This is a genomic window from Bacillus sp. FJAT-27225 (assembly GCF_001685025.1).
In the GTDB taxonomy this organism is placed as follows: Bacteria; Bacillota; Bacilli; order Bacillales; family Cytobacillaceae; genus Bacillus_D.
On sequence record NZ_MAYU01000012.1, the window covers coordinates 31429 to 52755 of the forward strand.

Genomic DNA, 21327 nt, shown 5'->3' on the forward strand with positions numbered 1-21327 from the left:
GGGGAAAGGCTTCTGAATTTACGGATAGGCAGAGAAAAATTGCGGATAGACAGGTATAATTTACGGATAGGATATCTGGTGAAACCCGCTCTCTTGAAGTGGTACGCTGCTCGAAGCCCTGCTGTGTTTGTTATATCGTAAACAGCCGCCACATAATAAAGGGTGTCCCACGTCTTTCGGGACACCCTTCCTTATCAGTTTAGAAAAGTTTCAATCTTGTATTCCTTTTTAGCGTCTTCCAGCCATGAAGGATATTCGGTCTGGAATTTTTGCTGAAAAAGCTGTTCCTTGATTTGGTCTTTGCTGTCCTCGTAGACAGCTTCTTTCGCTTCCTGTTTATCTGTTACTTTAATAATGTGGTATCCAAATTCGGTCTTTACAGGCTCGCTTATTTTATTTATACCCAGGTTAAAGGCAGCTTTCTCAAACTCAGCCACCATATCCCCTTTTCCGAAAAAGCCGAGCTCCCCGCCTTGTTCGGCGTTAGCTGTATCAGTGGAATACTCCTTGGCAAGAGCAGCAAAGTCCTCACCTTGATCAAGCTTTTCCTTTACTTCTTTGGCAGTGGCTTCATCTTTTACGAGGATGTGGCTTGCTTCAACTTGTTCCTCTGTATTAAAGCTTTCTTTATTTTCATCAAAATACGTTTTCATTTCCTCATCAGTAATCTCAATTTTCTTCCTCATAAGCTTTTCAGCAAGCAGGTAATCTTTTATATCCTGCTTCAATACATTCTCGTTTGTCCGATTCTGTTCGAGCGCGGCATTCAATGCTTCTTCACTGCCATATGCGTCGATCAGCTTATCATACTCACTATCAATTTCTTTTTGGGTTACAGAGACATTTTCTTTTTTAGCTTCGAGTTCAACAACTTTATTGTTAATCATTGTATCAAGCATAGTCGCACCATATGATTCATTCAATTTCTCATTAAGTTCATTCATGGAGATTTTCTCTTTATCAATCGTCGCAGCTGCCTTCGGTCCCGTAAAGGCTGCAATAAGTCCAACAGCTATAATAATCGCTAGGCAGGCTGCAACCGAAATGATTTTCTTGTTCTTCAATTTTTCTAACATTTATTTTCCCCCTGATTATAAAAATAGGAAAAGCTGTAACAGCTTCGATACAGCTTTTCCTAGTAATTGAATAGCTTTATCTTCACGTGTTAATGGGTGATGGTGTCTCCAGTCAATGTCACTTCAGCTGTCTGTGCTTTTCCATCTCTGTAAAACTTCAGTGTAACCTTGTCGCCAGCTTCTACATTTGTATAAAGGTATTTGCGGAGTTCTGCCGAGTTATTGACCTTCTCTCCATTAATTTCGACAATGACATCCTGCTGTTTTAGTCCAGCCTTAGCTGCGCCAAATCCTGGCTGAACATAGGTAACCATCGTTCCCGATTTTACTCCTTCAGGCAGGTTTTGGAGATAAGATGCATGGATTTCCTCCAAGTCTGCCAAGCTTACACCCATATAAGGCCGCTCAACCTTCCCTTTTTCAATCATCTCATTCACAATTGGCACAACGTCATTACTTGGAATTGCAAAGCCAAGGCCCTCTACTCCACTATTCGCTATCTTGAGTGAGTTGATTCCGATAACCTGCCCAGCAGTATTAAGGAGCGCTCCCCCTGAATTACCCGGGTTGATGGCTGCATCCGTCTGAATAACATCAAGTTCCCATTGGCCCGCAGACGTAGACACATCAATACTGCGGTTTATTGCACTGACAATTCCTTGGGTGACGGTTCTCGAAAGTTCAAGTCCAAGCGGGTTTCCGATTGCAAATACTTCATCACCCGGCCTTAATGTTGAAGAATCGGCAAAATCGAGAGTTTGTGAAACATATTTTTCATCCACCTTGATAACGGCTAGGTCAGTTAAAGCATCTGCTCCTACTAATTCTGCCGTTGCTTTTTCTCCATCAAAAAAGGATACCTCTACCTTTGTTGCATTTTCAATTACGTGGTTATTCGTAACAATATAAGCATAGTCGCCGGCCTTTTTAAAAATAACACCAGACCCTGAACCACTTTCCACACTTCCACGCATTCCGCTGAATGGGTTGCTGTTTTCCTGTATATTGACTATGCCAACGATAGCCTTTGAAGCTGTCTCGACCATATCCGCAATTGAACCGGTTTCAGGATTCGTTACTGTTGAAGCCGGAACAAGGTCCGCCGTTGCCGATTGTAATTCCGAACCATTGCTCTCCTGCTTGGCTGCTGTTCCTGAAGGATTGAAATCTGTATAGTAAACGACACCCAGAGTGAGTGCCGAACCAATTACACCAGCTGAAACGGCTGACAAGAAGCTTTTAAATTTTCCATGCTTTTTCTCAGGCTTTTTTTCCTGCTGTTGTACAGGTTCCTGTACAGGTTCTGGCAGGAGTGGCCCGTAGCTTTTATTAAAGTCCTCCATGTTTATTCCCCCCGTGTCTTTGTTAACTTGTCTTTATCATATTCCGTATTTATGAACAAATTATTAACAAACTGGGGCAAGGCTTTTAAATTTTTAGGATAAATATGGATTTTGACAGGAATGGCTGTATGTATAGGGCTGCTGATTACTATTTTTATAAAAAAACTGCAGGGATCTGGAGTCCTGCAGCTTCTATTGGTAACTTTTCAGGTCGAAAATACCTCTGAAATGTAACCAACAAGCTCTATTGGTAGCGTTTCAGGTTCTCAACACAAGCAAAATGTTATCAACAAGCTATATTGATACCATTAAAGTGCAGCGGACATCCCGAAATGGTATCAATACAGATTTAAGTTTGGTTCTTCGGAGACGGAATTTTAATCGTAAACTTCGTGCCCCGGCCTTTTTCGCTTTCGACACGAATATCCCCATCATGAAGCTGGACAAGCCTTTTCACAATCGAGAGGCCGAGCCCAAATGCTCCATAAGGATTGTTTCTTCTTGACGTATCGGCCTTATAAAAGCGCCGCCATATTTTTTCGATTTCTTCGGCATCGATGCCGATCCCGGTGTCCTCTATTTCGATGATTGTTAGTCCATCGTTCTCCCGGCCGCTCAGTGTAATTTTACCGTTGTTCGTAAACTGGATACTGTTTTTTGTAATGTTAATCAGGATTTGCAAGAGCCGGTCATAATCAGCAACAATCATAATGTCATCTTTAACATTGATTTCAATTGTATTGCCGCCTTCCTCCGCCTGCATGTCGAGCTGCTCCTTGATGATTTCAAAAGCTTCAAGAAGCTGGATTTCTTCTTTATTCAAAGTAACCTGGTTTGAACGGATTTTTTCATAATCGAGGTTTTCATTGACAAGCCTGATCAGCCGCTTCGTTTCCTTGCTGACCAGATTGATACCTTTTTCTTTCTCTGCTTCCGGAATCATATTATTTCGAAGCCCTTCTATAATCCCGCTAATCGTCGTCAGAGGTGTCCGCATTTCATGGGAAACATCTGCCATGAATTGCCTGCGCCGATTTTCCAAGCTATCGATTTCTTCCATCGAGCGGCTTATTTTATCGACCATTCGATTGAAATCGTTGGACAGCTCGCCGATTTCGTCAAAATTGGATGAGGGGATATGAACGCTATAATCCCCGGCAGCAACAGCAGACGCCGCTTTCTGAATCCGCTTAATCCGGATAACATGCATTCGGGATAACAGCCAGCTTAAAAGGAAAGAGACCCCAAGTGCAATCAGGACGGTGTAAAGCAAATACTCATTGATGCCACTAATCAATTCCCTCGGGCCTTTGACTGGAGAAACCAACAGGACGCCGCCCACAAACGATCCGCCTGCAATATAGGGCACTGTCACAATCGACACATTCTGTTTATATCGTTTCAAGTCCGATCGAATGACGACAGGTGTCCCTGAACGCAGCATATCCCAGTCTTTCTGATCGAGAAGGATCGCCGGACCGCGCCAGACATACGGATTCAGCATGTCCACTTCCGTCCCATTCACTTCGAACACGCTGAATTGAATATCCCTGCTAAACAGCACTCGGGCATACTGATTAATCACATTTTCGACTGCAATGGGATTTTGGCCGCTCCGTTCCAGGTCAAAGAGGATGTTTTGCCCATATTCAAGCAACTCGTCCGTTTTGCTCTGGAAAATTATTTTTTCGACGTAGTTTGTAAAAAGCAGGCTAAGAACCAGAAATGCTACGATTAGCACCCCAATATGGCTGAAAAGCTGCTGATAAAAATATTTAATTTTCATTTGTCTCTACCGTCTCATCGAATTTATAGCCTACGCCCCATACCGTATGGAAAAATGGCTGGGCTGCGCTGCCGACTTTTTTCCTGAGCCGTTTTATATGCACATCAACCGTCCGTTCATCTCCATAGAACTGGTAGCCCCACACCCTTTCAAGAAGCTGGTCCCTCGTAAAAACCTGCCTTGGATTGGAAGCCATGTACGAAAGCAGGTCAAATTCCTTCGGTGTCAGGTTGTTTATCGCCTTTCCATCAAGAAGGACTTCCCTTGTATCTTTATTGATAACAAAATGCTTTGTTGAAATAACATGCCTTGATTCTTGCACCCCTTCACCCGCTTTGTTATAACGGCGGGCAACCGCTTTAATCCGTGCCATTAATGCCAGTGGACTGAAGGGCTTAGTTACATAATCATCTGCTCCCATCTCAAGTCCAAGTACCTGATCCGATTCACTATCCTTGGCAGTGAGCATAATGATTGGAACCGAGCTGTTTTCCTGGCGGATTTTCCGGCAAAGTGTTACGCCATCCATCCCGGGGAGCATCCAGTCAACAATCAGCAAATCCCATCCGCCTGCCTTGTAGCGGTTGTAGCCTTCCAATCCGTTATGGACAAACTCCCCTTCAATTCCTTCTTTCAAAAAAAACATGCCAATCATTTCACAAACACTTTCATTGTCTTCTATAACAAGAATTCTCATCCTAATCGCCTCCAAAACGGCACTCCGTTACTACAAAGGTAAATCTAATTGAGCCGCGAATCAACTTGTTTGCGTAAGTTTCCATTTTCATTAATCGTTTAGAAATAGTTTGTTCATAATTAAGGGGAATTTACCCGAGTCCAAAGCTCGTTAAAAAAAGCCGGATACCCTGATGGTCGGTACCGGCTTCGTACAATTTTTATTAATTTTCTACCAGAGATTTCGCTTTTGCCTCCTGGCGCCTTCTGTGTAAAATAGGTTCCGTATAGCCGCTTGGCTGTTCATAGCCCTTGAAAACTAAATCAAGTGCGGCCTGGAATGCTACAGACTGCTCATAGTCCGCTGACATTGGCCGATAGGACGAATCGTGTTCATTTTGCTTGTCAACGACTTTTGCCATCCGTTTAAAGGTTTCGAGAACCTGTTCTTTACTGCAGATTCCGTGATGCAGCCAATTGGCCATATGCTGGCTGGAGATTCGCAGTGTTGCGCGGTCCTCCATCAAACCGACGTTATTAATATCAGGCACCTTGGAACAGCCAACGCCTTGCTCCACCCATCGAACCACATACCCAAGAATGCCTTGTGCATTGTTGTCCAATTCTTCCTGTATCTCTTCACGGCTCCAATTCGGATTTTCCGCAACCGGAATCTGGAGGATCTCATCCCGAAGGTTGTTTGCCTCTGCTTTTACTGTATCCTGTACTTCTTTTACATTGACCTGGTGGTAATGGAGTGCATGCAGTACAGCTGCAGTCGGCGAAGGTACCCATGCCGTATTGGCACCTGACTCGGGATGGCCTATTTTTTGCTCAAGCATGGCCGCCATCATGTCAGGCATGGCCCACATCCCTTTTCCAACCTGGGCACGTCCCTGAAAGCCTACCAAAAGTCCGGTTAAAACATTGGACCTTTCATAACCTGTCAGCCATGCCGATGACTTCATCTCGTTCTTGCGGATCATTGGGCCGGCTTCCATCGATGTATGGATTTCATCGCCAGTCCTATCAAGGAATCCTGTATTGATAAAGACGATTCGGTCTTTTACTTCTCTGATGCATGCCTTCAAATTCAACGTTGTTCTTCGTTCTTCATCCATGACACCGATTTTTAGCGTGTTCCGGCTCACGCCGATAAGGTCTTCAATCCGGTCAAATAACTCGTTTGCAAAAGCAACCTCTTTTGATCCGTGCATTTTCGGTTTAACTATATAAATCGAACCTTTTTTCGAATTCTGGTAAAAACCGTTACCAAGCAAAGTGTGCTTTGCAATCAGGCTTGTCAATACACCATCCATTATACCCTCTGGTATTTCCTGCCCTTCGGAATCAAGAATGGCAGGAGTTGTCATAAGATGGCCGACATTGCGGATGAACATGAGCGAACGCCCGTTCAGGGAAACTTCCTCCCCAGCCGGTGATAAATATGTACGGTCTGGATTCAGGCTTCTCGTCACTTCCCGGCCATCCTTTTTGAAGGTTGCCTTCAAGTCTCCCCTCATCAACCCAAGCCAATTCCTGTAAACGCGAACCTTATCCTCTGCATCGACCGCTGCAACGGAGTCTTCGCAATCCATGATTGTGGACACGGCAGCTTCAACAAGAATATCCTTTACTCCTGCCTTATCTGTATTGCCGATTGCATGAGAGGGGTCAATTTGCACCTCAAAATGCAGGCCATTGTTTTTAAAAAGCACAGACTCTGGTTCTTCGGCCCTTCCTGTGTAGCCGGCAAATTTAGACGGATCTTTCAAACTTGCTTTTTTGCCGCCCTCAAGCCCAGCTTTAAGAGCTCCCTCCTCGACCACATAGGAAACAACTTCATAATGGGATGCTCCATCAAGTGGTACTGCCAGATCAAGGAACTGGCGCCCGAATTCAATAACCTTTGCCCCGCGCACAGGATTGTAGCGCAGCCCTTTTTCCGCTCCATCCTTTTCCGGAATAACATCAGTACCGTAAAGTGCATCGTACAGGCTTCCCCAGCGGGCATTGGCTGCATTCAGTGCGTAGCGGGCATTGTCTACCGGAACGACAAGCTGAGGGCCGGCCTGAAGGGCAACCTCTTCGTCAACCCTTGCCGTCCGAATTTGAAAATCCTCGACTTCTGGTTCTAGATAGCCAATTTCTTCAAGGAACGCCTTGTATTCCTCAAAATTGAAAGTGCCGCTATGGTCGCGATGCCACTGATTCAGCTTTTCCTGGAATTGATTGCGTACAGCCAACAATTCCCTGTTTTTTGGAACAAGATCCTCGACCAGCTTTCCAAAGCCTTGCCAAAACGCCTCACTTTCGACCTGCGCACCTGGCAGCACTTCATTTTGAACGAATTCGTACAGTTCTTGTGCTACCTGAAGCCCTCCAGCTTTTTCATAGATTGCCAACCCTTCCAACCTCCTTTTGTCGCTCACAGTTCCGAACAAATTGCCCGAAAAAGTTGCTCTCCATATGGTGAAGCTCTGTCAGGCATTTGGAGCAAATAATAGTTTCGAAAAATAAAGAACTTTACAAAAATAATATCATGTTAAAGCGCTTAACGACAATTGACAGGAAGGTTTTTAACATTAGAAGAATCGGATAGAAGTCAATAAGAAATACTTATCAACTTAAAACCAAAAAAGGCACCCCAGCTCGAAGCTGGAGTGCTCTAATCCATTACCATGTTTCAGCGAATAATTTAGTTCCTTCTCTGTATACCCGGAAGTAATCAGCTTCCTTTTCAAATGGGGATCCTGATTTTACTACGTTTTCTACTTCCTTTTGCGTAACTGAGAAACCCCTTGCTGTAAGCAAATCAGCGAGCAGGGCTGCTTGGCTTGTTTCAGTCGCCATGGTGCCCGAGCTAAATGTAAGCAGGGATTTATTGTTTTTTACAATCATGCCAACATCTGAACCTGGTAGATAGTAAACCCCCGCACCATGTTTTTGGGCAACCTTCCAATCCGGATTGGTGACGGACTTCTCACCAAGCAATAAGTTTGTTCCGTCCGGTGCAGTAAAAATCTTTGGTTCCTCGGCCTTTTCTATTTCCTTAGCCAATTCTTCTTTCTGTTCTGCTTCCGCTGCTTTGCGCTTGGCATCCATTGAGCCAAATGCTTTGGTTGCACCTTCCAGTTTCGAAGTGAGGTTCCCCTTCACCGATTGGTTTGTGAGTTCGTTAATCCTTTTTCTTGCTTCCTCAACCTTATTATCGAAATCAGCTTTATCAATCCTGCTATTTGTAGACATGTCAAAAACTGTTTGGACTGCCTGATCCGCTGTCAAAAATAGATTCAATATTTTTTCTAGCTTTTCAACCTTCTCGATATACCGGTCGGCAAATAAGCTGGAATATGGATCCTTCAACTGCTTGAACCTTTCGTTTTCCTGTTTTGCAGTCTCCATCAGATTTGGTAGTCCTGAAATCAATTCCGGCGAAAGCGGATTTTCAGCAGCCATCTTTTCTGCTTTGTTTATCCTTTCATACAGGACAATGGCAACTTCCGCACCTTTGTTATATTCCTTTACTTCATTGATCTTGGGCGAAACAGTTTCAGCGAGTATTTCTCCATATTTCCGGATTGCTTCCTTGGATGCCTTTTGGACATCAGTCCTTGCGACAACGGCCAAAGCTTCAGCCTGGAGGACCTTTTCTCCATCGATTTTTTCAAACTTCCCGCTTTCCTCACCTTCGAGGATACGCTTCTTCATTTCATTATATAATTCAGTTGCTGAGGCTTTGGCTTCTTCAACTGATTTCTCAGCTTTTTTATCTTTATTCATTCCATACGCCGCATACCCTCCGGCTGTTAGAGCTAAAACAACTAAAGCCACTAAACTAGCCCAAATTCTTTTTTTCAAAACTCCCCCTCCTTACTAGATGTATTTTGTCATACAATAGGCCTGATTTCTAGATACAAATTATCTATATTCAGTGAGAATCGGAACAAAATGCGACAAAAATTGCTACTTTCTTCACAAACTTGATATAAATAGCTATATCTTGGTAAGAGAAATACTCAAATGGTCTTGTTGAAGTTTGTCTGTCAAAGGAAGGATTTCATTCAATTTTTGAAATGGTTTTAACGAATTAGGGTGGAAAGCTCTCTCCATACGAGCAAGAAATCCTACGGCCATAAACACTGATTTACCAGCGTTTTCCTAATTTGTTCTAATACAATTTTTGGTACAATTGAGATAGACCGGATGCGTTATTATTGGACATCCGGAAATTCGTGTGACTTCATGAAGGGAGCATCGGTGGTTATAAAATCGTTTATCATTGTTGCAGCAGTCATAGTCCTCGGTATAGCTGGCTGGTTTTATTATCCGCAATACCAGATCCAGCAAATGAAAAAACAGTCATTGGAGGCTTCCCAAGATGGAAGCATTCCCACTTATATAGATTATTTTTCGAAATCCGAAAACGAGTCTCTTTACCATCTCGCTATCGGCGATTCGGTGATTCGCGGGTATGGGGTTGGGCAACATCAAAACCTTGTCAGCGAGGTTTCTGCTGAACTTGAGAGGCAGACAGGAAAGCAGGTTTCTTTTAATAATGAGGGAATTAACGGGATTACAAGTACGGAATTAAAGCAGCTTGTATACTCTGGCCAATATGATGGGCAAATAAAGAAGTCTGATATCATCACTGTCAATATCGGCGGGAATGATGTGTTAAGAACAATTAAGAAACAGCGGCATGATATTCCATCCGCCTTTAAAGCTTTTGACACTCTTCAAGTTAATTTTTCTGAAAACCTTGGGGACATAGTGGGCAGGATTACAGAAATCAATCCAAACGCAACGATTGTGTTCCTTGAGCTATATAACCCAGTTAGCCCTGATATGGGATATTACACATTGGCAGAGAAATTATTGCCAAAATGGAACATTAATATTTATAAAACCGCACAAACAATACCGGGTTCGATTGTAGTCGAAACATCAAAGGTGATAAATGGGGAAAACCTTCAAAACCTGTCTCCGGACGGGGTTCACCCGAGCCAGCTTGGCTATAAGGCAATTGCCTCGCTTATAATTGAACAATTTAGGACCAGTCCAAAAAAGGCTGCAGTTTAACACTGTATGGAACTTATTTACATTGAATAATTGAGCCAGACGGTGTATGATACTACTATAAAAGCTGCGTTGTTCGTATTCATACTAAAGTTTTAACCTTTAAGCTGTAACAGGGAGTTTTTGAACGGAGCCGAAATGACATGCCTCTGCCTATACGGCAAGGAGGACAAGCAGGAAAGCTTCTGGAGACACCCACTTTGAGGAGTGGTGGTTTAAAACTTTCTTATTATCTACGGCAAATGCGGCTTTCCTTATTGAAATTATGACCGGTTCCCGATTGGGGCCGGTTTTTTGTTTGACTACTTTTGTGTAGGTATCATTTGTTTGGCAGGTACGGTTAAAATCTAGCGAATTGTGTTCGGGGGTTACTATCTGCTCTGGTAACTCCGATTAATATGGTAAACGGCATTTCTTGGATTAATCTCCGCTTTGGTGACTGTGACTAATCTGGTAAACAGCGTTTCGTGGATTAATCTCTGATTTGGTGACTGTATTTAATCTGGTAAACAGCGTTTCGTGGATTAATCTCTGATCTGGTGACTGCAATTAATCTGGTAAACAGCGTTTCGTGGATTAATCTCCGCTTTGGTGACTGTGATTAATCTGGTAAACAGCGTTTCGTGGATTAATCTCCGCTTTGGTGACTGTGATTAATCCAGCAATCTAACCTATTGCCGGTAATTATTAGTCACCTGAGTAGTGCTAGTGATAATTAACTATTCAAAGAGCGTAACTAGTAATTAAGCGTCAAACAAGGAACTCTTCAATGTGAACCGTTCCATCAAAACAAGACCCGGCACGTACCCAGCCGGATCTAGCTCTAAAACCTTCCCGATTTTAAAATCGAATAGAGTATCCATAAAAACATTAAGAACGCCACAGCGAACCCTATTTCAAGTGCATGGATGCTGGTCAGGAACGTATCGGTCCCGAATGTGGCACCAACAATAAGCCCGAGGACAACAATACTGAAAGCAAGGAGTGTCAGGCTGAACGAAACCTGGTTTGAAATCCGGTCAATTTTGTTGAAGATGGAATCTATCTGCTGAAGGCTGATTTTCAGCTTCAGGTCGCCATCGGCTGCCTGCTCAAGCACTTCGTCAACCCGGCCCGGGATTTTCGTGATTTTTTCGGCGATTTCCTCCCCATCAGCCAATAGCCTTTTCCCCATCTTAATTGGGTTGTATCGCTCGATCACCAGCTCTTCTGCATAAGGCCTTGCCAACTGAAGAAGATTCAGCTTCGGATCAATCCCTGAAATAATGCCTTCTACTGTTATGAGTGTCTTGCCGAGCATTGTCAGCTGCGTTGGTACAATAATCCGGTGCTGCTGTGCCGTTGACAGCAAATCCTGGACCGTCATGCCAAGGTCAAGTTCTCCGAACGGAACCCGGCTGACAGTTTTGCTAATGCGGTCAACATCACCATAAAATTCATCTTCATCTGCATCAGAGGGGACATCGGACAGGCGGTAAATCGATTTTACGATCATGTCGGTATCTTCCTGCATAAGGCCAATCATCATTGAGGCAGTATCATACCTCATCTTTTTGGAAAGCCTGCCAACTTGCCCAAAATCAATGAACGCCAGCTGGCGAGTATCTGGTATATAAAGCATATTGCCGGGATGGGGATCCCCATGGAAGAAGCCTTCTCTTAAAATTTGTGTCACGAAAGATTGGACAAGCAGATCGGCTACATTTCTCTTTTCTTCCTGATCACGGACGACCTGATTGATCTCGGTTATTTTAATTCCGTTTATTTTTTCCATCGTCAGGATTTGCGATGTTGTAAAGTCCCAATAAATTTCCGGGACCTTGATGCCATCCGTGTTTTCAAATTGGAGAGCAACCATTTCTGTGTTTCGTCCTTCGAGCATATAGTCCAGTTCTTTTCGGATTGATTCAGAGAGCTCCTCCGATATTTCAGTTACTTTATTTTGCTCAGCCCATTCATAATGCTGTTCCAAAAGTCTTGATAAATCGATTAGAATATCGAGATCGGTATAAATTTTGGTTTTAATATCAGGTCGCTGGATTTTTATCATAACTTCTTCGCCAGTCCACAGCCTGGCTTCGTGCACCTGCCCGATGGAAGCAGCAGCTACATAATCCTCATTGAAAAACTGGAATAACTCTTCAGGAGGCTTACCCAGTTCACGTTCAAGTTTCTCTTTGATTTTTCCAATCGGAACGGGTGGGACGTTATCTTGCAGGTTCTCGAGTTCTCGAATGAGATCGGCTGGCAGCAAGTCGCTTCGGATACTGAGCAGCTGGCCGAGCTTAATGAAGGTCGGACCCAGTTCTTCGAAGAGCCCCCTAATCCTGATTCCAAGCTCCTGTGTATTTTCCTTTTGAAAATCAGCCTTGATTCGCTCTTTGAATGAAAGAAGCTGGCTGAGACCAACTTCTTCAATTAAATAGCCGAAGCCGTATTTCCCGAGCAGGGATATGATTTCTCTGTATCTTCCCAGGCGCCTTAATTTGTCTGTTAACATTCAATCACCAACTATCAATCCGTTACAATATCAGTTTTTGGAGGGATGCTTGTACCGTTTGAATCTGTCAAATTGCCTGAAAAGCCGGCTTCCTTATTCACATCCGTAATGATGGCTGTATCGTTTGCCTCTGGCGCTTTTTCTGTTTCAGGATTGGTTTTGTTCCTCAGTGCAGCCAGTTCCTGCTGCAACAGAACGATTTGGGCCTGTAATGTATCGACCTGGTCCTTTGTGACAAAACCCAGTTCCTTCAGCTGGTCAGTAATGGATGTCCTGATTTCACTGTTCCAGCTTTCACTTTTTTCGGCTCCTTTTTTGACTAAATCATTAAAGAGATTGTCTGCCTCGTTTTTGGACATCATTCCCTGGTTAACCATTTTCATAATGGTATCCTCGAGTTTTTCCTTTCCTGCAACTGCCGCACCTAAACCAAGCAGAATACCCCTGCTGAATAAATCGTTCATTATATTTTCGACCTCCTGTTTTAGCTATCAATCTTTAATACCCATTAATAAGGAATCCTACCCATTCTAATTGGAAAAATAATAACGTCTTTCCAATTGAATCCCAAAGAAAATTAAAGGGACTTTGCCAATGGCAAAATCCCCTTTACTCTACAAGCATCATTCGAATTTTTTTGATTTGTGAAAGTTTCAGCCCGCAGCCTTTGGTCAAATAAGCCTCTACTGTACCGTATTCCTTATGTATTTGCCCAATTGCAAAATCAAGATGCTTCCGGTCCACAGCCAGCATCGGCTGGAATTTTTCAGGAGGGATCCGGTAAAGGCTCAGCATTCGCAAGTACCTCTCCCGCTTCTTCATTTTTTCAGCTATTCTCTCATTTGAAAGCAGGTATTGGTTAATAACAGTTTCATAGGGAACGCCGGCCAATAATTGGAACAGGGCTGCAATATATCCGGTCCGATCCTTTCCGCCAGTACAGTGGATTAATGCAGGAACATGGTCTTCTACATCGATAAGCTCAAATATTTGCCTGACTTGATCCTTCCTTTCCTCAACCAGGCACCGATAAAAGTCGTGGATTACATTTTCAAAATCGAGGCTATCTGTATTACTATTGAGAATTTTAAATAAATCAAGCGTACTTAAGTCCTGGCTGCCATGCTGAATCGGAACATGGAACTCCCTCATCCCCCAATGGGGTGGTATACGGTTGGGCCTTGACCTCCGCTCGTTTACTGTCCTTAAATCGCAAACCATCCGCAAGCCAATTTCCTCCAAGCTTGCAAGGTCTTTTTTACTTAAAGCAGACAAATCATCCGATCTATACAAAATCCCGGCTTTCATCCTTCGCCCGTTTTTAGTTGGCAGCCCGCCAATGTCCCTGAAGTTATGTATCTTCTCAAACTCCAATTCTCGCGCAACGGTTAGCATTGTCCAACTCCTTCCGTACAAAGCCTCTTTATAATTAGACGAACCAAGTACAGAAAAGTTTCATGAAATGTTGAAATAATTAGAAAATACTGGATTTCCCACTAATTCTACTTTGAGTAGTTTTTGTGGAATAAATGACTAGAACGTGCTCATCCAGGGTACAAGCTGGCTTTCTTTAAAAAGGAGAAGTTAGCGGCCCGGAAAACACAAAAGCTGTCCCACTTATTTAGGGGACAGCTTTCCTAGTTTTACTTATTGTAAAGAACACTACGATCCTTTGCTTTTAAGGATAACAAAAGGAGCTATTTCTTTGTTTCTCTTCCCGGTGTTTTTTTTGTAGGCAAACCAATAGGCAAAAGCAATGAAAACGGTCCCTCCTGCGGCATTCCCCAAAAAGACGGGTACAAAATTGGCTAAGTATTCAATCCAGGTAAAATGACCTTCAAAAATAGCCGCAGGGATGACAAACATATTTGCTACGACATGCTGAAAGCCAATTGCGACAAACGTCATTGTCGGAAACCAGATCCCTGCTATTTTGCCCATCATATCTTTGGCTCCATAGGATAGCCACACGGCAGCAGCAACAAGCCAGTTGCAGCCAATGCCCGAAACGAAAGCCTGCATAAAGCTGGCTTCTAGTTTATGCTCGGCTATGCTGACTGTTTTTTCGAGGAATATTCCTTCAGAAGTCAGTCCGGCGACATGGCCAAACAAATAAGCCACCGTTATCGCTCCAATGAAATTAAACAACGTAATGATCGCCCAGTTGTGGAGGACACTCCTTATCCGTACTTTTCTTGCAAAACCGGCCAGGGGCACAGCCATCATATTTCCGGTTAGAAGTTCCCCGCCGGCAAGCAACGTCAAAATCAGGCCAATTGGGAAGATGCTTGCCCCCAACAATGTTGACAGGCCAGCGATTTCTCCTGTCAGAGGTGCCGTGGCACGGATATAAAGAAGATATCCAAGCGCAATGAATGCCCCTGCCTGAAAGCCCAGGATTGCCGACTTTTTAAAAGGATACCTTGTTTTTTTTACACCGTTTTCTATTGTTATATCCAGTATTTCCTCGGGTTTATAATAAGCGGATGCCATCATACATGATCCCTTCAAAATGTGAATTCCTTCACATTTCATAATAGCATCCTTTTGACCTATTTGAAGGGAGACGGTGTGAACAATTTTTATCATTTTACTGTAGGTTCAGTTACCTATATGAAAAAAGGAATAGACATCCATATTCCTTTCTTTACTCCAATAATCCATATTTTCGTTTGAACCGGCTCAGGCTTTTGACCCAGCCATTTGCAAAAAGCAGCAGAAAAAAAACGTTTGAGGCTGCATGCATAAAGTCAAAAAGGGAACTTGCCGCAAAATAGGCAAGCAAGGAAGAAAGCGTCATTTCTCCTCCTGTTTGAACAAAACCAAGATAACCCCAAAGATTCATGATCCAGCCAAATAAGAAGCCCCAACTAAAACCAAATACGAGCTTGCCCGTTAAGGTACTCATGAAACGTGACCCGCGAAGAAGCCCAGCTGTCAATCCGACAAGCCCCCATGCCGCCATCTGCCATGGAGTCCATGGTCCCTGCCCAAGGATCATATTGGAGGCAAGCGCCGCTACCGCCCCAATCAGAAACCCGCTTTCTGCGCCAAATACGAGTCCTGACATCATAATCACGAACGTAGTTGGCTGCACACCCGGAATGCCTGCAAAAGGAATCCTGCCTACAGCGGCAATCGAGGCAAGCACTGCCAACAGGACAAGTTCCCTTGGCTCAACCTTTCTTTTTTCAAAACGGAACAAGAGATAAGCGAATGATAGCCCCGCAATTGCGGTACTGGACAACAAGGTGTTTTCGGGATGGTAGGATGAATAGACTAGCAAAAAGATTATGAAGAAAATAATTATAATAGGCACAAGTTTGCCCTTCATCGTACCACCCTTTTTCCTAAACATTAAGTGTAATTCCGAAACATCCGCTGAATCATCGTTGTATAAAAAAAGTTTCCACTAAAGAAGTCCTCAGGGCCAGCTTCGGATGTAATCTCTCCCTGGAACAGCATACCGCAGCGGGTTGCATGCTGGGCGGCAAACTCAATATCATGGGTCGAAATCAGAATTGCAGCTCCGTTGTCTTTCTGTTCTTGCAAAACCATTGCCAGGCTTGCCTTTGATAGCGGATCAAGCCCTTTGGTTGGTTCATCAAGTAAAAGCACGTCCGGCTTTCTGAGCAGCAGGCAAACAAATGCGGCTTTTTGCAGCTCGCCGCCGCTCAAATCATATGGATGGGCCTCGAGCAGATGGCTGAGGCCAAATTTTTCAATTAAAATGTCTGCGTCCTCCGAAGGGGTCCCCCATTGCCTGCAGACTGCTGAGATTTCTTCACCGAGTGAATCATGAAGAAAAAACAATTTTGGGTTTTGGGGCAGGTAGCCGATTCTCTGCGCCATATCCATTTCTTTTATCTTTTTTAAAGGAATTCCATCGAGTTCAAGCTTCCCGGAGACAGGCTTAATGACCCCGCAAAGAAGCTTTAGCAAGGTTGATTTGCCGGATCCATTGCCGCCCAGCAAGCTATAGAATTCACCTTTTTTCAGTTCGAAATTAAGCCCATCAAGGACTGAACTGCTGTCCTTTCCGTAACGAAAGCCTACGTTTTTCGCCTTTAAAAGGGTTGGATTATGATTCTGCCCACTGGCTTTCGTTTGCTTTCTTCCTTCACTATTTCTTGGCTCAAGTACATGAAGAAACGTTCTGCCTTCCTTAACCGAAAGCGGCAGCGGGAAATCGCCCGCTGACCCGCCCTCTTGATAAGCACGCCCGGTACTTCCCGCTACGTTCAGGAACAAAGCCGGGATACTGGGAACAAAGGCCCTTTCTCCTTCCTCCCAAAGCCTTTCCATTACGTGCCTCGGATTGCTGTCATAAGTGACTTTGCCTTTATCCATCATGACCATCCTGTCGGCGAGCATGATACAATCGTCAAGACGGTGTTCAGCCAGGATGATTGTCATTCCAAATTCCTCATTAAGCCGCTTGAGCATATCAAGCAGCTCACGGGCACTGACAGGGTCCAGCTGGGAAGTTGGCTCATCGAGCAGAAGAATATCCGGCTGCATGAGCAGCACTGATGCAAGGTTCATTTGCTGCTTTTTCCCGCCTGACAGCTCGTGCATCTTTTTATACAAAATCGGCTCAGCCCCAAAGAAGCTGACGATTTCCGCAACCCGATTTCTCATCTCGCTTGCAGGCAGTCCCTGGTTTTCAAGCCCGAATACCATTTCGTGCAGGGGATCATCTGCAACGACCTGGTTCTCGGGATCTTGAAATACAAAGCCGATGCTGCTCGAATCGGCTCCTCTTATTAAAATTTGACCGGAAAAGCTTCCATGCGGCCTGATTTCTTCTTTTAATAAACGGAGCAATGTACTTTTCCCAGAGCCGGAAGGCCCGAATAAAACGACAAACTCTCCCTTCTCCATATTCAAGGAGACTGAAGAAAGAGCAGGTTCCGGGGCATCGGGATAGGTGAAGCTAATCTGTTTTAGTTCGATGTACGCCATCCGAATGCCCCTTTCAATTCAATAATGATTGGATATCCGATAAACAGGAGAAATCCAATAAACGCTATTCCATCCTGAATGGATAGACTGAACGGTTCCATAACTGGATAAATGGCCAAAAGCCCCCATCCTTTTATCCTTCCGAAAATGGCGGTTATAAAAAATACCGCTAACAGTGCCAATGATACCATATCAATCACCTTAAAGCGGAAGTGATGGTAGGCCGACCTTTTCCTTGTCCCATAGGCACGCGCCTTCATGGAGTCCGCTGTCTGGATTGCTTCCTCAAGTGAAAAAACAAGCAATGCTTGAATATAGCTCATCCCGTTTTTCGCTCTGTCCCTTAAAGTTCCGGTCTTTAGCGAAATCCCTTTGCTAGCCTGGACCGCCGATATCTCTTCAAGCCGTCGGCGCATAAGCGGAATGAATCTCAAAGTGAGCATAAGCAAGATCGCAAACTGAGGTGTCACCCTCGCAAACAGGAACAACAGCTTGTTTGGCGTCATAATTTCGTTGTAGGAGACAAAAAGAGCAATAATCCCGATAATGGACAATGCCGACATGAAACCAAGTGTGACGGCCTCCTGTGTAATCCTGTGGTCACCGATATGAAAAAGAACATGGCGGCCGCGTTCATTAAATAGTGGATTAATCACAAGGATGAGCACTCCTGATGTTATCAGAAAAAAAAGCCAGCGCCGAAGCCCCTTGCCGCGGTCCTGCACATAATTCAGAACCAGAACGGCAGCAAATCCGGCCAAAAGGAAGGCCGGATGCTGGAAAAGGATTAGCATGGTGAGGGCACCTGCATAGTAGACAAATGCGGTGAAAGGATGGAGCCTGTTCATTCTTTCTTCAGGAAGTCTTCCGTATAAATCCACTCAATCCTGTCACCTTCAGATACCTTCGTCGACCCGGCTCCCTTTTCAAGGGTGACTCCGTTCTTCTTGCAAATCCAGCCACTCCTTGGGCCATAATCAAACTCATAATAATTGTCGATTCCTGCTACATATGCTGTTGCACCGCTTCCACTGTAATCAACAAATATTGATTTCCCGGCAGCCCGGAGAAGCACATCGATTACAGTGTCGCCTTCTTTAAGCTCAACCTTTTTTGCTCCCATAATCATGCCAACTTCATCAGGCCCTTTAATAGAAACCGTCGCGGTTGCAACAGGAACGGGCTTTGGTGCAGGTTTTGGCGCCGGCTTTGCAGCCGGTTTTGATGTCGGCTGAGCGCTCGCTTTAGAGCTGGCAGCGCCAGTTTCATTAGACGGAGCCGTTGCCTTTGTTGAAGATGCCCCCTCTGTTGATGATGCTTTCGATTCAGATTTTTGGCCGGAATTGCCTTGATCTTTTGAGCCTGCTGAAGAAGTTTCTGTACTGCCCGAAGGCTGACTTGCTTTTTCTGAAGGGACTGTCTCCTTAGCCGAGCCAGCCTCCTCTTCTCCAGCCTCTTCATTTGCTGCAGAACTAGTTGAATCGTTGTTTGTCTCTTCTGGATTACTTACAGGTTTCTCTTCCTGCGTATTATTTTGATTGCTTGCCGCATCTTCCGTTAACGCTATTTTATCCTTTGGCTCGCCTGTCTGCTGCTGTGGTTCAGCGGCTGTGCCGCATCCGGAAAGAACAAGGGCTGCAAGCAATGAAAAAACGCACAAATATCTTTTGATTATTCCTTTTCCCATCGCCTGATCTCCTTTCCTAGTTAGAATGCTTACGCCTTTTTGCTATAAAGAGTATACCTCCTGCAACCAGCATGATTCCTCCTATCAGCAACAGTGTATAGCTAGTTGTAGCCGTATCAGGGAGCCTATGTCCTTGAATTTCAGCTGCCTGGCCGTTTTCTTGAGCTGTTGCCGGAGATTCACTGGTTGTTGTCTTTTGTTCTGTATCTATCACTGGTTCTTCCGGTTGCGGCTCCTCAGGTGCTAACGGCTGGATAGGAGTTTCAGCTAACTTCAGGCTGTATAACGATCCTTTTCCTTCTTTGTAAAGCTGGTAAGCAACCAGCCCCAGAAGCCCTTGAGTAGTTGAAAGTGTATCGGATTTTTCACCTTGTTTCCAGGCAAAACCGCCATCATCCATTTGGAAGGATGCGAGATAGGCTAAAAGTGTTTTACCTTCTGTAGACATTGTGCCGCCATTAGCATCAATCCCCAACGCAGACAGGGCAATGACTGCCTGGGCTGCCGCCGGACTATTATCCACTTTAGAGCCCGCGAAAAGACCTTTTAGATAGGTTATGCCTTTGTCGATTGAAGCTTTGACCTGGTCCTCATTTTGATAAGGAGCAAGTGCTGTCAACACCATCGATGTGGTATCCGGATCGCTGCCAGCCTCCTTGTCGAAGCCCCAGCCGCCTTCCTTTCCCTGGTTATTAAGCAAATAGGTTACTAGTTTCCTCTGGTTCCATTTTGCATTTTCCGGAATTACGAAGTTTGCGCTATCAAGGGCAATCAGCGCATAAGCGGCTCCATTCAACCCCTGCTTTGTAAAATCACCATTGTAAATTCCTTCTACAAGATTGTAACCGGCGAAATCTTGAGGATTTCCTCCTGCCGCGAGAATCCCAAGTGTATAGCGCTCATACTCGGTAATCGTCCGGAATTTACCCTGTCTTTCTATCACTCGTTTTGCAACAGCGTCCAGGTAGCCTGATGGAACTGGCTTACCGGCCTGCTTCAAAGCAATCGCTTCCCACTCACCGATTTGGCTGGTTGTTTGAATATAAGAGATAGCGTTGCCCACATCTGCAGGAAGGTTTGCGCCAGGGTATGCGTTAGCTTCAGATGCAGGAGTTTCCTCTACAGGTTCGGCTTCCCCCGGCTCTTCTCCAGGAGAAGCGAAGGTTTCATATTTAAACTGAATTGTTTTTCCAGGCTCAAGCGTATAGCCTTCCGCTCCTGTCATTTGCATTTCATCATTAACATGGAAACCCCAGAAACTATTTTCACCAGCTTCAAGCCCAAAGACAGATGATATCATCTTCCCAAAATCGTACTGGTCGTACGTTACATTCTCTGGGCCAGTAATAGCCAGTAACAAGTCAAATGCATTGGGATCATCTATAAATGAAATTTCCTTAAAAGATTTACTAGTTGATTTATCAGTACCGATAATTTCAAGATTCACACTTTCGGCCGGAGAAGCATTTTGATAGCGGAAGGTTAGGGTGTCTCCGCTCTGGCTTTTATAGGAATCAGCACCAATCGGGGCCGAGATTCCATTGATATAAAAACCCCAATAATAATTGTTCTTGGCTTCTAGTCCTTTAATCGAGGTAACCATTTTCCCCCATGAGTATTCCATTATCCCAACCTGGTCTTGGCCAACAGCTTTAATTAATGCATCAAACGCCGTCTCACCCTCATCCAGTACTGTTTCAGAGGAAGCTAAAACAGCCCCCTGCTCGCCAAGTACCTTGACCGTTACGTTAGCTGCGTCCGCGTTTACTTTCGGCGCCATTACGCCTGCAAATAGTGAAAAGACAAGCAAAAGTACGATGAAAAGTTTTGTGTTTCCGTTTACTGCCACGTTTTCTCTCTCCATTCCTGATTTTTCCCCATAAAAAAAATCCCCCTGTTGAAGGAGGAGGTTGACCGTTAAGCAGGCATACAAAAAGGCCTGTCTTAACACCCTCCTATCCGCGTAGGCTTTTGGTGCATTAAACAGGCAGGTCTCCTGGCTCATGGTCATTGCTTCCTATGCCTTCCCGCCCTTATTGGCAGTGGCAAATATAGGTTGCTCGCATTTACAGTGGCGGGACCGCGTTGGATTTTAACCAACTTCCCTTTTAAGCTGATCTATTTACAATCAGCACCTGTTCAAAAAAGAATATTTTTTATGTCCCCATCATTATACAGATAATTTTGGTGATTTGCATAGGAATATATTTAGAATA

16 protein-coding genes, 1 other RNA gene and 1 riboswitch are annotated in these 21327 nt (G+C 44.4%); of the genes, 2 read left to right on the forward strand and 15 right to left on the reverse strand.

The window, feature by feature from the left end; translation table 11 throughout:
- Positions 1-194: 194 nt before the first annotated feature.
- From A8F94_RS07815 to A8F94_RS07840, 6 genes are all read right to left on the reverse strand, one after another.
- Positions 195-1076: a peptidylprolyl isomerase gene (locus A8F94_RS07815; protein WP_254660815.1), complete on the reverse strand. Its 882-nt coding sequence runs from the start codon at positions 1074-1076 to the stop codon at positions 195-197.
- 89 nt (positions 1077-1165) lie between these two features.
- Complete coding sequence (locus tag A8F94_RS07820; protein WP_077247607.1) at positions 1166-2419, reverse strand: S1C family serine protease; 1254 nt, start codon at positions 2417-2419, stop codon at positions 1166-1168.
- A 349-nt stretch (positions 2420-2768) separates the two neighbouring features.
- Positions 2769-4205 (reverse strand): sensor histidine kinase, encoded by a 1437-nt coding sequence (locus tag A8F94_RS07825; protein WP_066198016.1) that lies wholly within the window; start codon positions 4203-4205, stop codon positions 2769-2771.
- Complete coding sequence (locus A8F94_RS07830; RefSeq protein ID WP_066198018.1) at positions 4195-4902, reverse strand: response regulator transcription factor; 708 nt, start codon at positions 4900-4902, stop codon at positions 4195-4197. Before A8F94_RS07830 ends, A8F94_RS07825 begins: the two co-directional genes overlap by 11 nt.
- A gap of 202 nt (positions 4903-5104) precedes the next feature.
- The gene (locus A8F94_RS07835; protein WP_066198020.1) at positions 5105-7285 is read right to left on the reverse strand and encodes a malate synthase G; all 2181 of its coding nucleotides are present in this window, start codon (positions 7283-7285) and stop codon (positions 5105-5107) included.
- 271 nt (positions 7286-7556) lie between these two features.
- Positions 7557-8741 carry a hypothetical protein gene (locus tag A8F94_RS07840; protein WP_066198024.1) on the reverse strand — a complete coding sequence of 395 codons (1185 nt, stop codon included), beginning with the start codon at positions 8739-8741 and terminating at the stop codon, positions 7557-7559.
- A 345-nt stretch (positions 8742-9086) separates the two neighbouring features.
- On the opposite strand from A8F94_RS07840, the gene A8F94_RS07845 reads away from it, so the two are divergent.
- Positions 9087-9962: a GDSL-type esterase/lipase family protein gene (locus A8F94_RS07845; RefSeq protein WP_077247608.1), complete on the forward strand. Its 876-nt coding sequence runs from the start codon at positions 9087-9089 to the stop codon at positions 9960-9962.
- Between the two features lie 58 nt (positions 9963-10020).
- A non-coding RNA gene (ssrS, locus tag A8F94_RS07850) (6S RNA) lies at positions 10021-10214 on the forward strand.
- 568 nt (positions 10215-10782) lie between these two features.
- On the opposite strand, the gene A8F94_RS07855 is transcribed toward ssrS, so the two are convergent.
- From A8F94_RS07855 to A8F94_RS24880, 9 genes are all read right to left on the reverse strand, one after another.
- Positions 10783-12459: an ABC1 kinase family protein gene (locus A8F94_RS07855; protein WP_066198030.1), complete on the reverse strand. Its 1677-nt coding sequence runs from the start codon at positions 12457-12459 to the stop codon at positions 10783-10785.
- Between the two features lie 14 nt (positions 12460-12473).
- Positions 12474-12923 (reverse strand): phasin family protein, encoded by a 450-nt coding sequence (locus A8F94_RS07860; RefSeq protein WP_066198033.1) that lies wholly within the window; start codon positions 12921-12923, stop codon positions 12474-12476.
- Between the two features lie 145 nt (positions 12924-13068).
- Positions 13069-13854, reverse strand: a complete 786-nt coding sequence (locus A8F94_RS07865) for a tyrosine-protein phosphatase (RefSeq protein WP_066198036.1) — start codon at positions 13852-13854, stop codon at positions 13069-13071.
- 267 nt (positions 13855-14121) lie between these two features.
- Positions 14122-14955 (reverse strand): formate/nitrite transporter family protein, encoded by an 834-nt coding sequence (locus tag A8F94_RS07870; RefSeq protein ID WP_254660816.1) that lies wholly within the window; start codon positions 14953-14955, stop codon positions 14122-14124.
- A 151-nt stretch (positions 14956-15106) separates the two neighbouring features.
- Complete coding sequence (locus A8F94_RS07875) at positions 15107-15793, reverse strand: ECF transporter S component (protein ID WP_066200313.1); 687 nt, start codon at positions 15791-15793, stop codon at positions 15107-15109.
- A 23-nt stretch (positions 15794-15816) separates the two neighbouring features.
- On the reverse strand, positions 15817-17424 hold the full coding sequence (locus A8F94_RS07880) for an ABC transporter ATP-binding protein (protein WP_077247609.1): 1608 nt from the start codon (positions 17422-17424) through the stop codon (positions 15817-15819).
- Positions 17406-18305, reverse strand: a complete 900-nt coding sequence (locus A8F94_RS07885) for an energy-coupling factor transporter transmembrane component T (RefSeq protein ID WP_254660817.1) — start codon at positions 18303-18305, stop codon at positions 17406-17408. Before A8F94_RS07885 ends, A8F94_RS07880 begins: the two co-directional genes overlap by 19 nt.
- Complete coding sequence (locus tag A8F94_RS07890; RefSeq protein ID WP_066198042.1) at positions 18269-19111, reverse strand: DUF4430 domain-containing protein; 843 nt, start codon at positions 19109-19111, stop codon at positions 18269-18271. Before A8F94_RS07890 ends, A8F94_RS07885 begins: the two co-directional genes overlap by 37 nt.
- A 16-nt stretch (positions 19112-19127) precedes the next feature.
- Positions 19128-21116: a DUF4430 domain-containing protein gene (locus A8F94_RS24880; RefSeq protein ID WP_175384373.1), complete on the reverse strand. Its 1989-nt coding sequence runs from the start codon at positions 21114-21116 to the stop codon at positions 19128-19130.
- A riboswitch (cobalamin riboswitch) is annotated at positions 21081-21265 on the reverse strand. It overlaps the preceding gene by 36 nt.
- Positions 21266-21327 lie beyond the last annotated feature (62 nt).

What these genes read in the sequence shown, in the direction of transcription:
- A8F94_RS07880 (WP_077247609.1), bottom strand. Translation starts at nt 17,424, where the DNA reads ATGGCGTACATCGAACTAAAACAGATTAGCTTCACCTATCCCGATGCC.
- A8F94_RS07875 (WP_066200313.1), bottom strand. Translation starts at nt 15,793, where the DNA reads ATGAAGGGCAAACTTGTGCCTATTATAATTATTTTCTTCATAATCTTT.
- A8F94_RS07860 (WP_066198033.1), bottom strand. Translation starts at nt 12,923, where the DNA reads ATGAACGATTTATTCAGCAGGGGTATTCTGCTTGGTTTAGGTGCGGCA.
- A8F94_RS07820 (WP_077247607.1), bottom strand. Translation starts at nt 2,419, where the DNA reads ATGGAGGACTTTAATAAAAGCTACGGGCCACTCCTGCCAGAACCTGTA.
- A8F94_RS07890 (WP_066198042.1), bottom strand. Translation starts at nt 19,111, where the DNA reads ATGGGAAAAGGAATAATCAAAAGATATTTGTGCGTTTTTTCATTGCTT.
- A8F94_RS07830 (WP_066198018.1), bottom strand. Translation starts at nt 4,902, where the DNA reads ATGAGAATTCTTGTTATAGAAGACAATGAAAGTGTTTGTGAAATGATT.
- A8F94_RS24880 (WP_175384373.1), bottom strand. Translation starts at nt 21,116, where the DNA reads ATGAGCCAGGAGACCTGCCTGTTTAATGCACCAAAAGCCTACGCGGAT.
- A8F94_RS07825 (WP_066198016.1), bottom strand. Translation starts at nt 4,205, where the DNA reads ATGAAAATTAAATATTTTTATCAGCAGCTTTTCAGCCATATTGGGGTG.
- A8F94_RS07870 (WP_254660816.1), bottom strand. Translation starts at nt 14,955, where the DNA reads ATGATGGCATCCGCTTATTATAAACCCGAGGAAATACTGGATATAACA.
- A8F94_RS07845 (WP_077247608.1), top strand. Translation starts at nt 9,087, where the DNA reads ATGCGTTATTATTGGACATCCGGAAATTCGTGTGACTTCATGAAGGGA.
- A8F94_RS07865 (WP_066198036.1), bottom strand. Translation starts at nt 13,854, where the DNA reads ATGCTAACCGTTGCGCGAGAATTGGAGTTTGAGAAGATACATAACTTC.
- A8F94_RS07815 (WP_254660815.1), bottom strand. Translation starts at nt 1,076, where the DNA reads ATGTTAGAAAAATTGAAGAACAAGAAAATCATTTCGGTTGCAGCCTGC.
- A8F94_RS07855 (WP_066198030.1), bottom strand. Translation starts at nt 12,459, where the DNA reads ATGTTAACAGACAAATTAAGGCGCCTGGGAAGATACAGAGAAATCATA.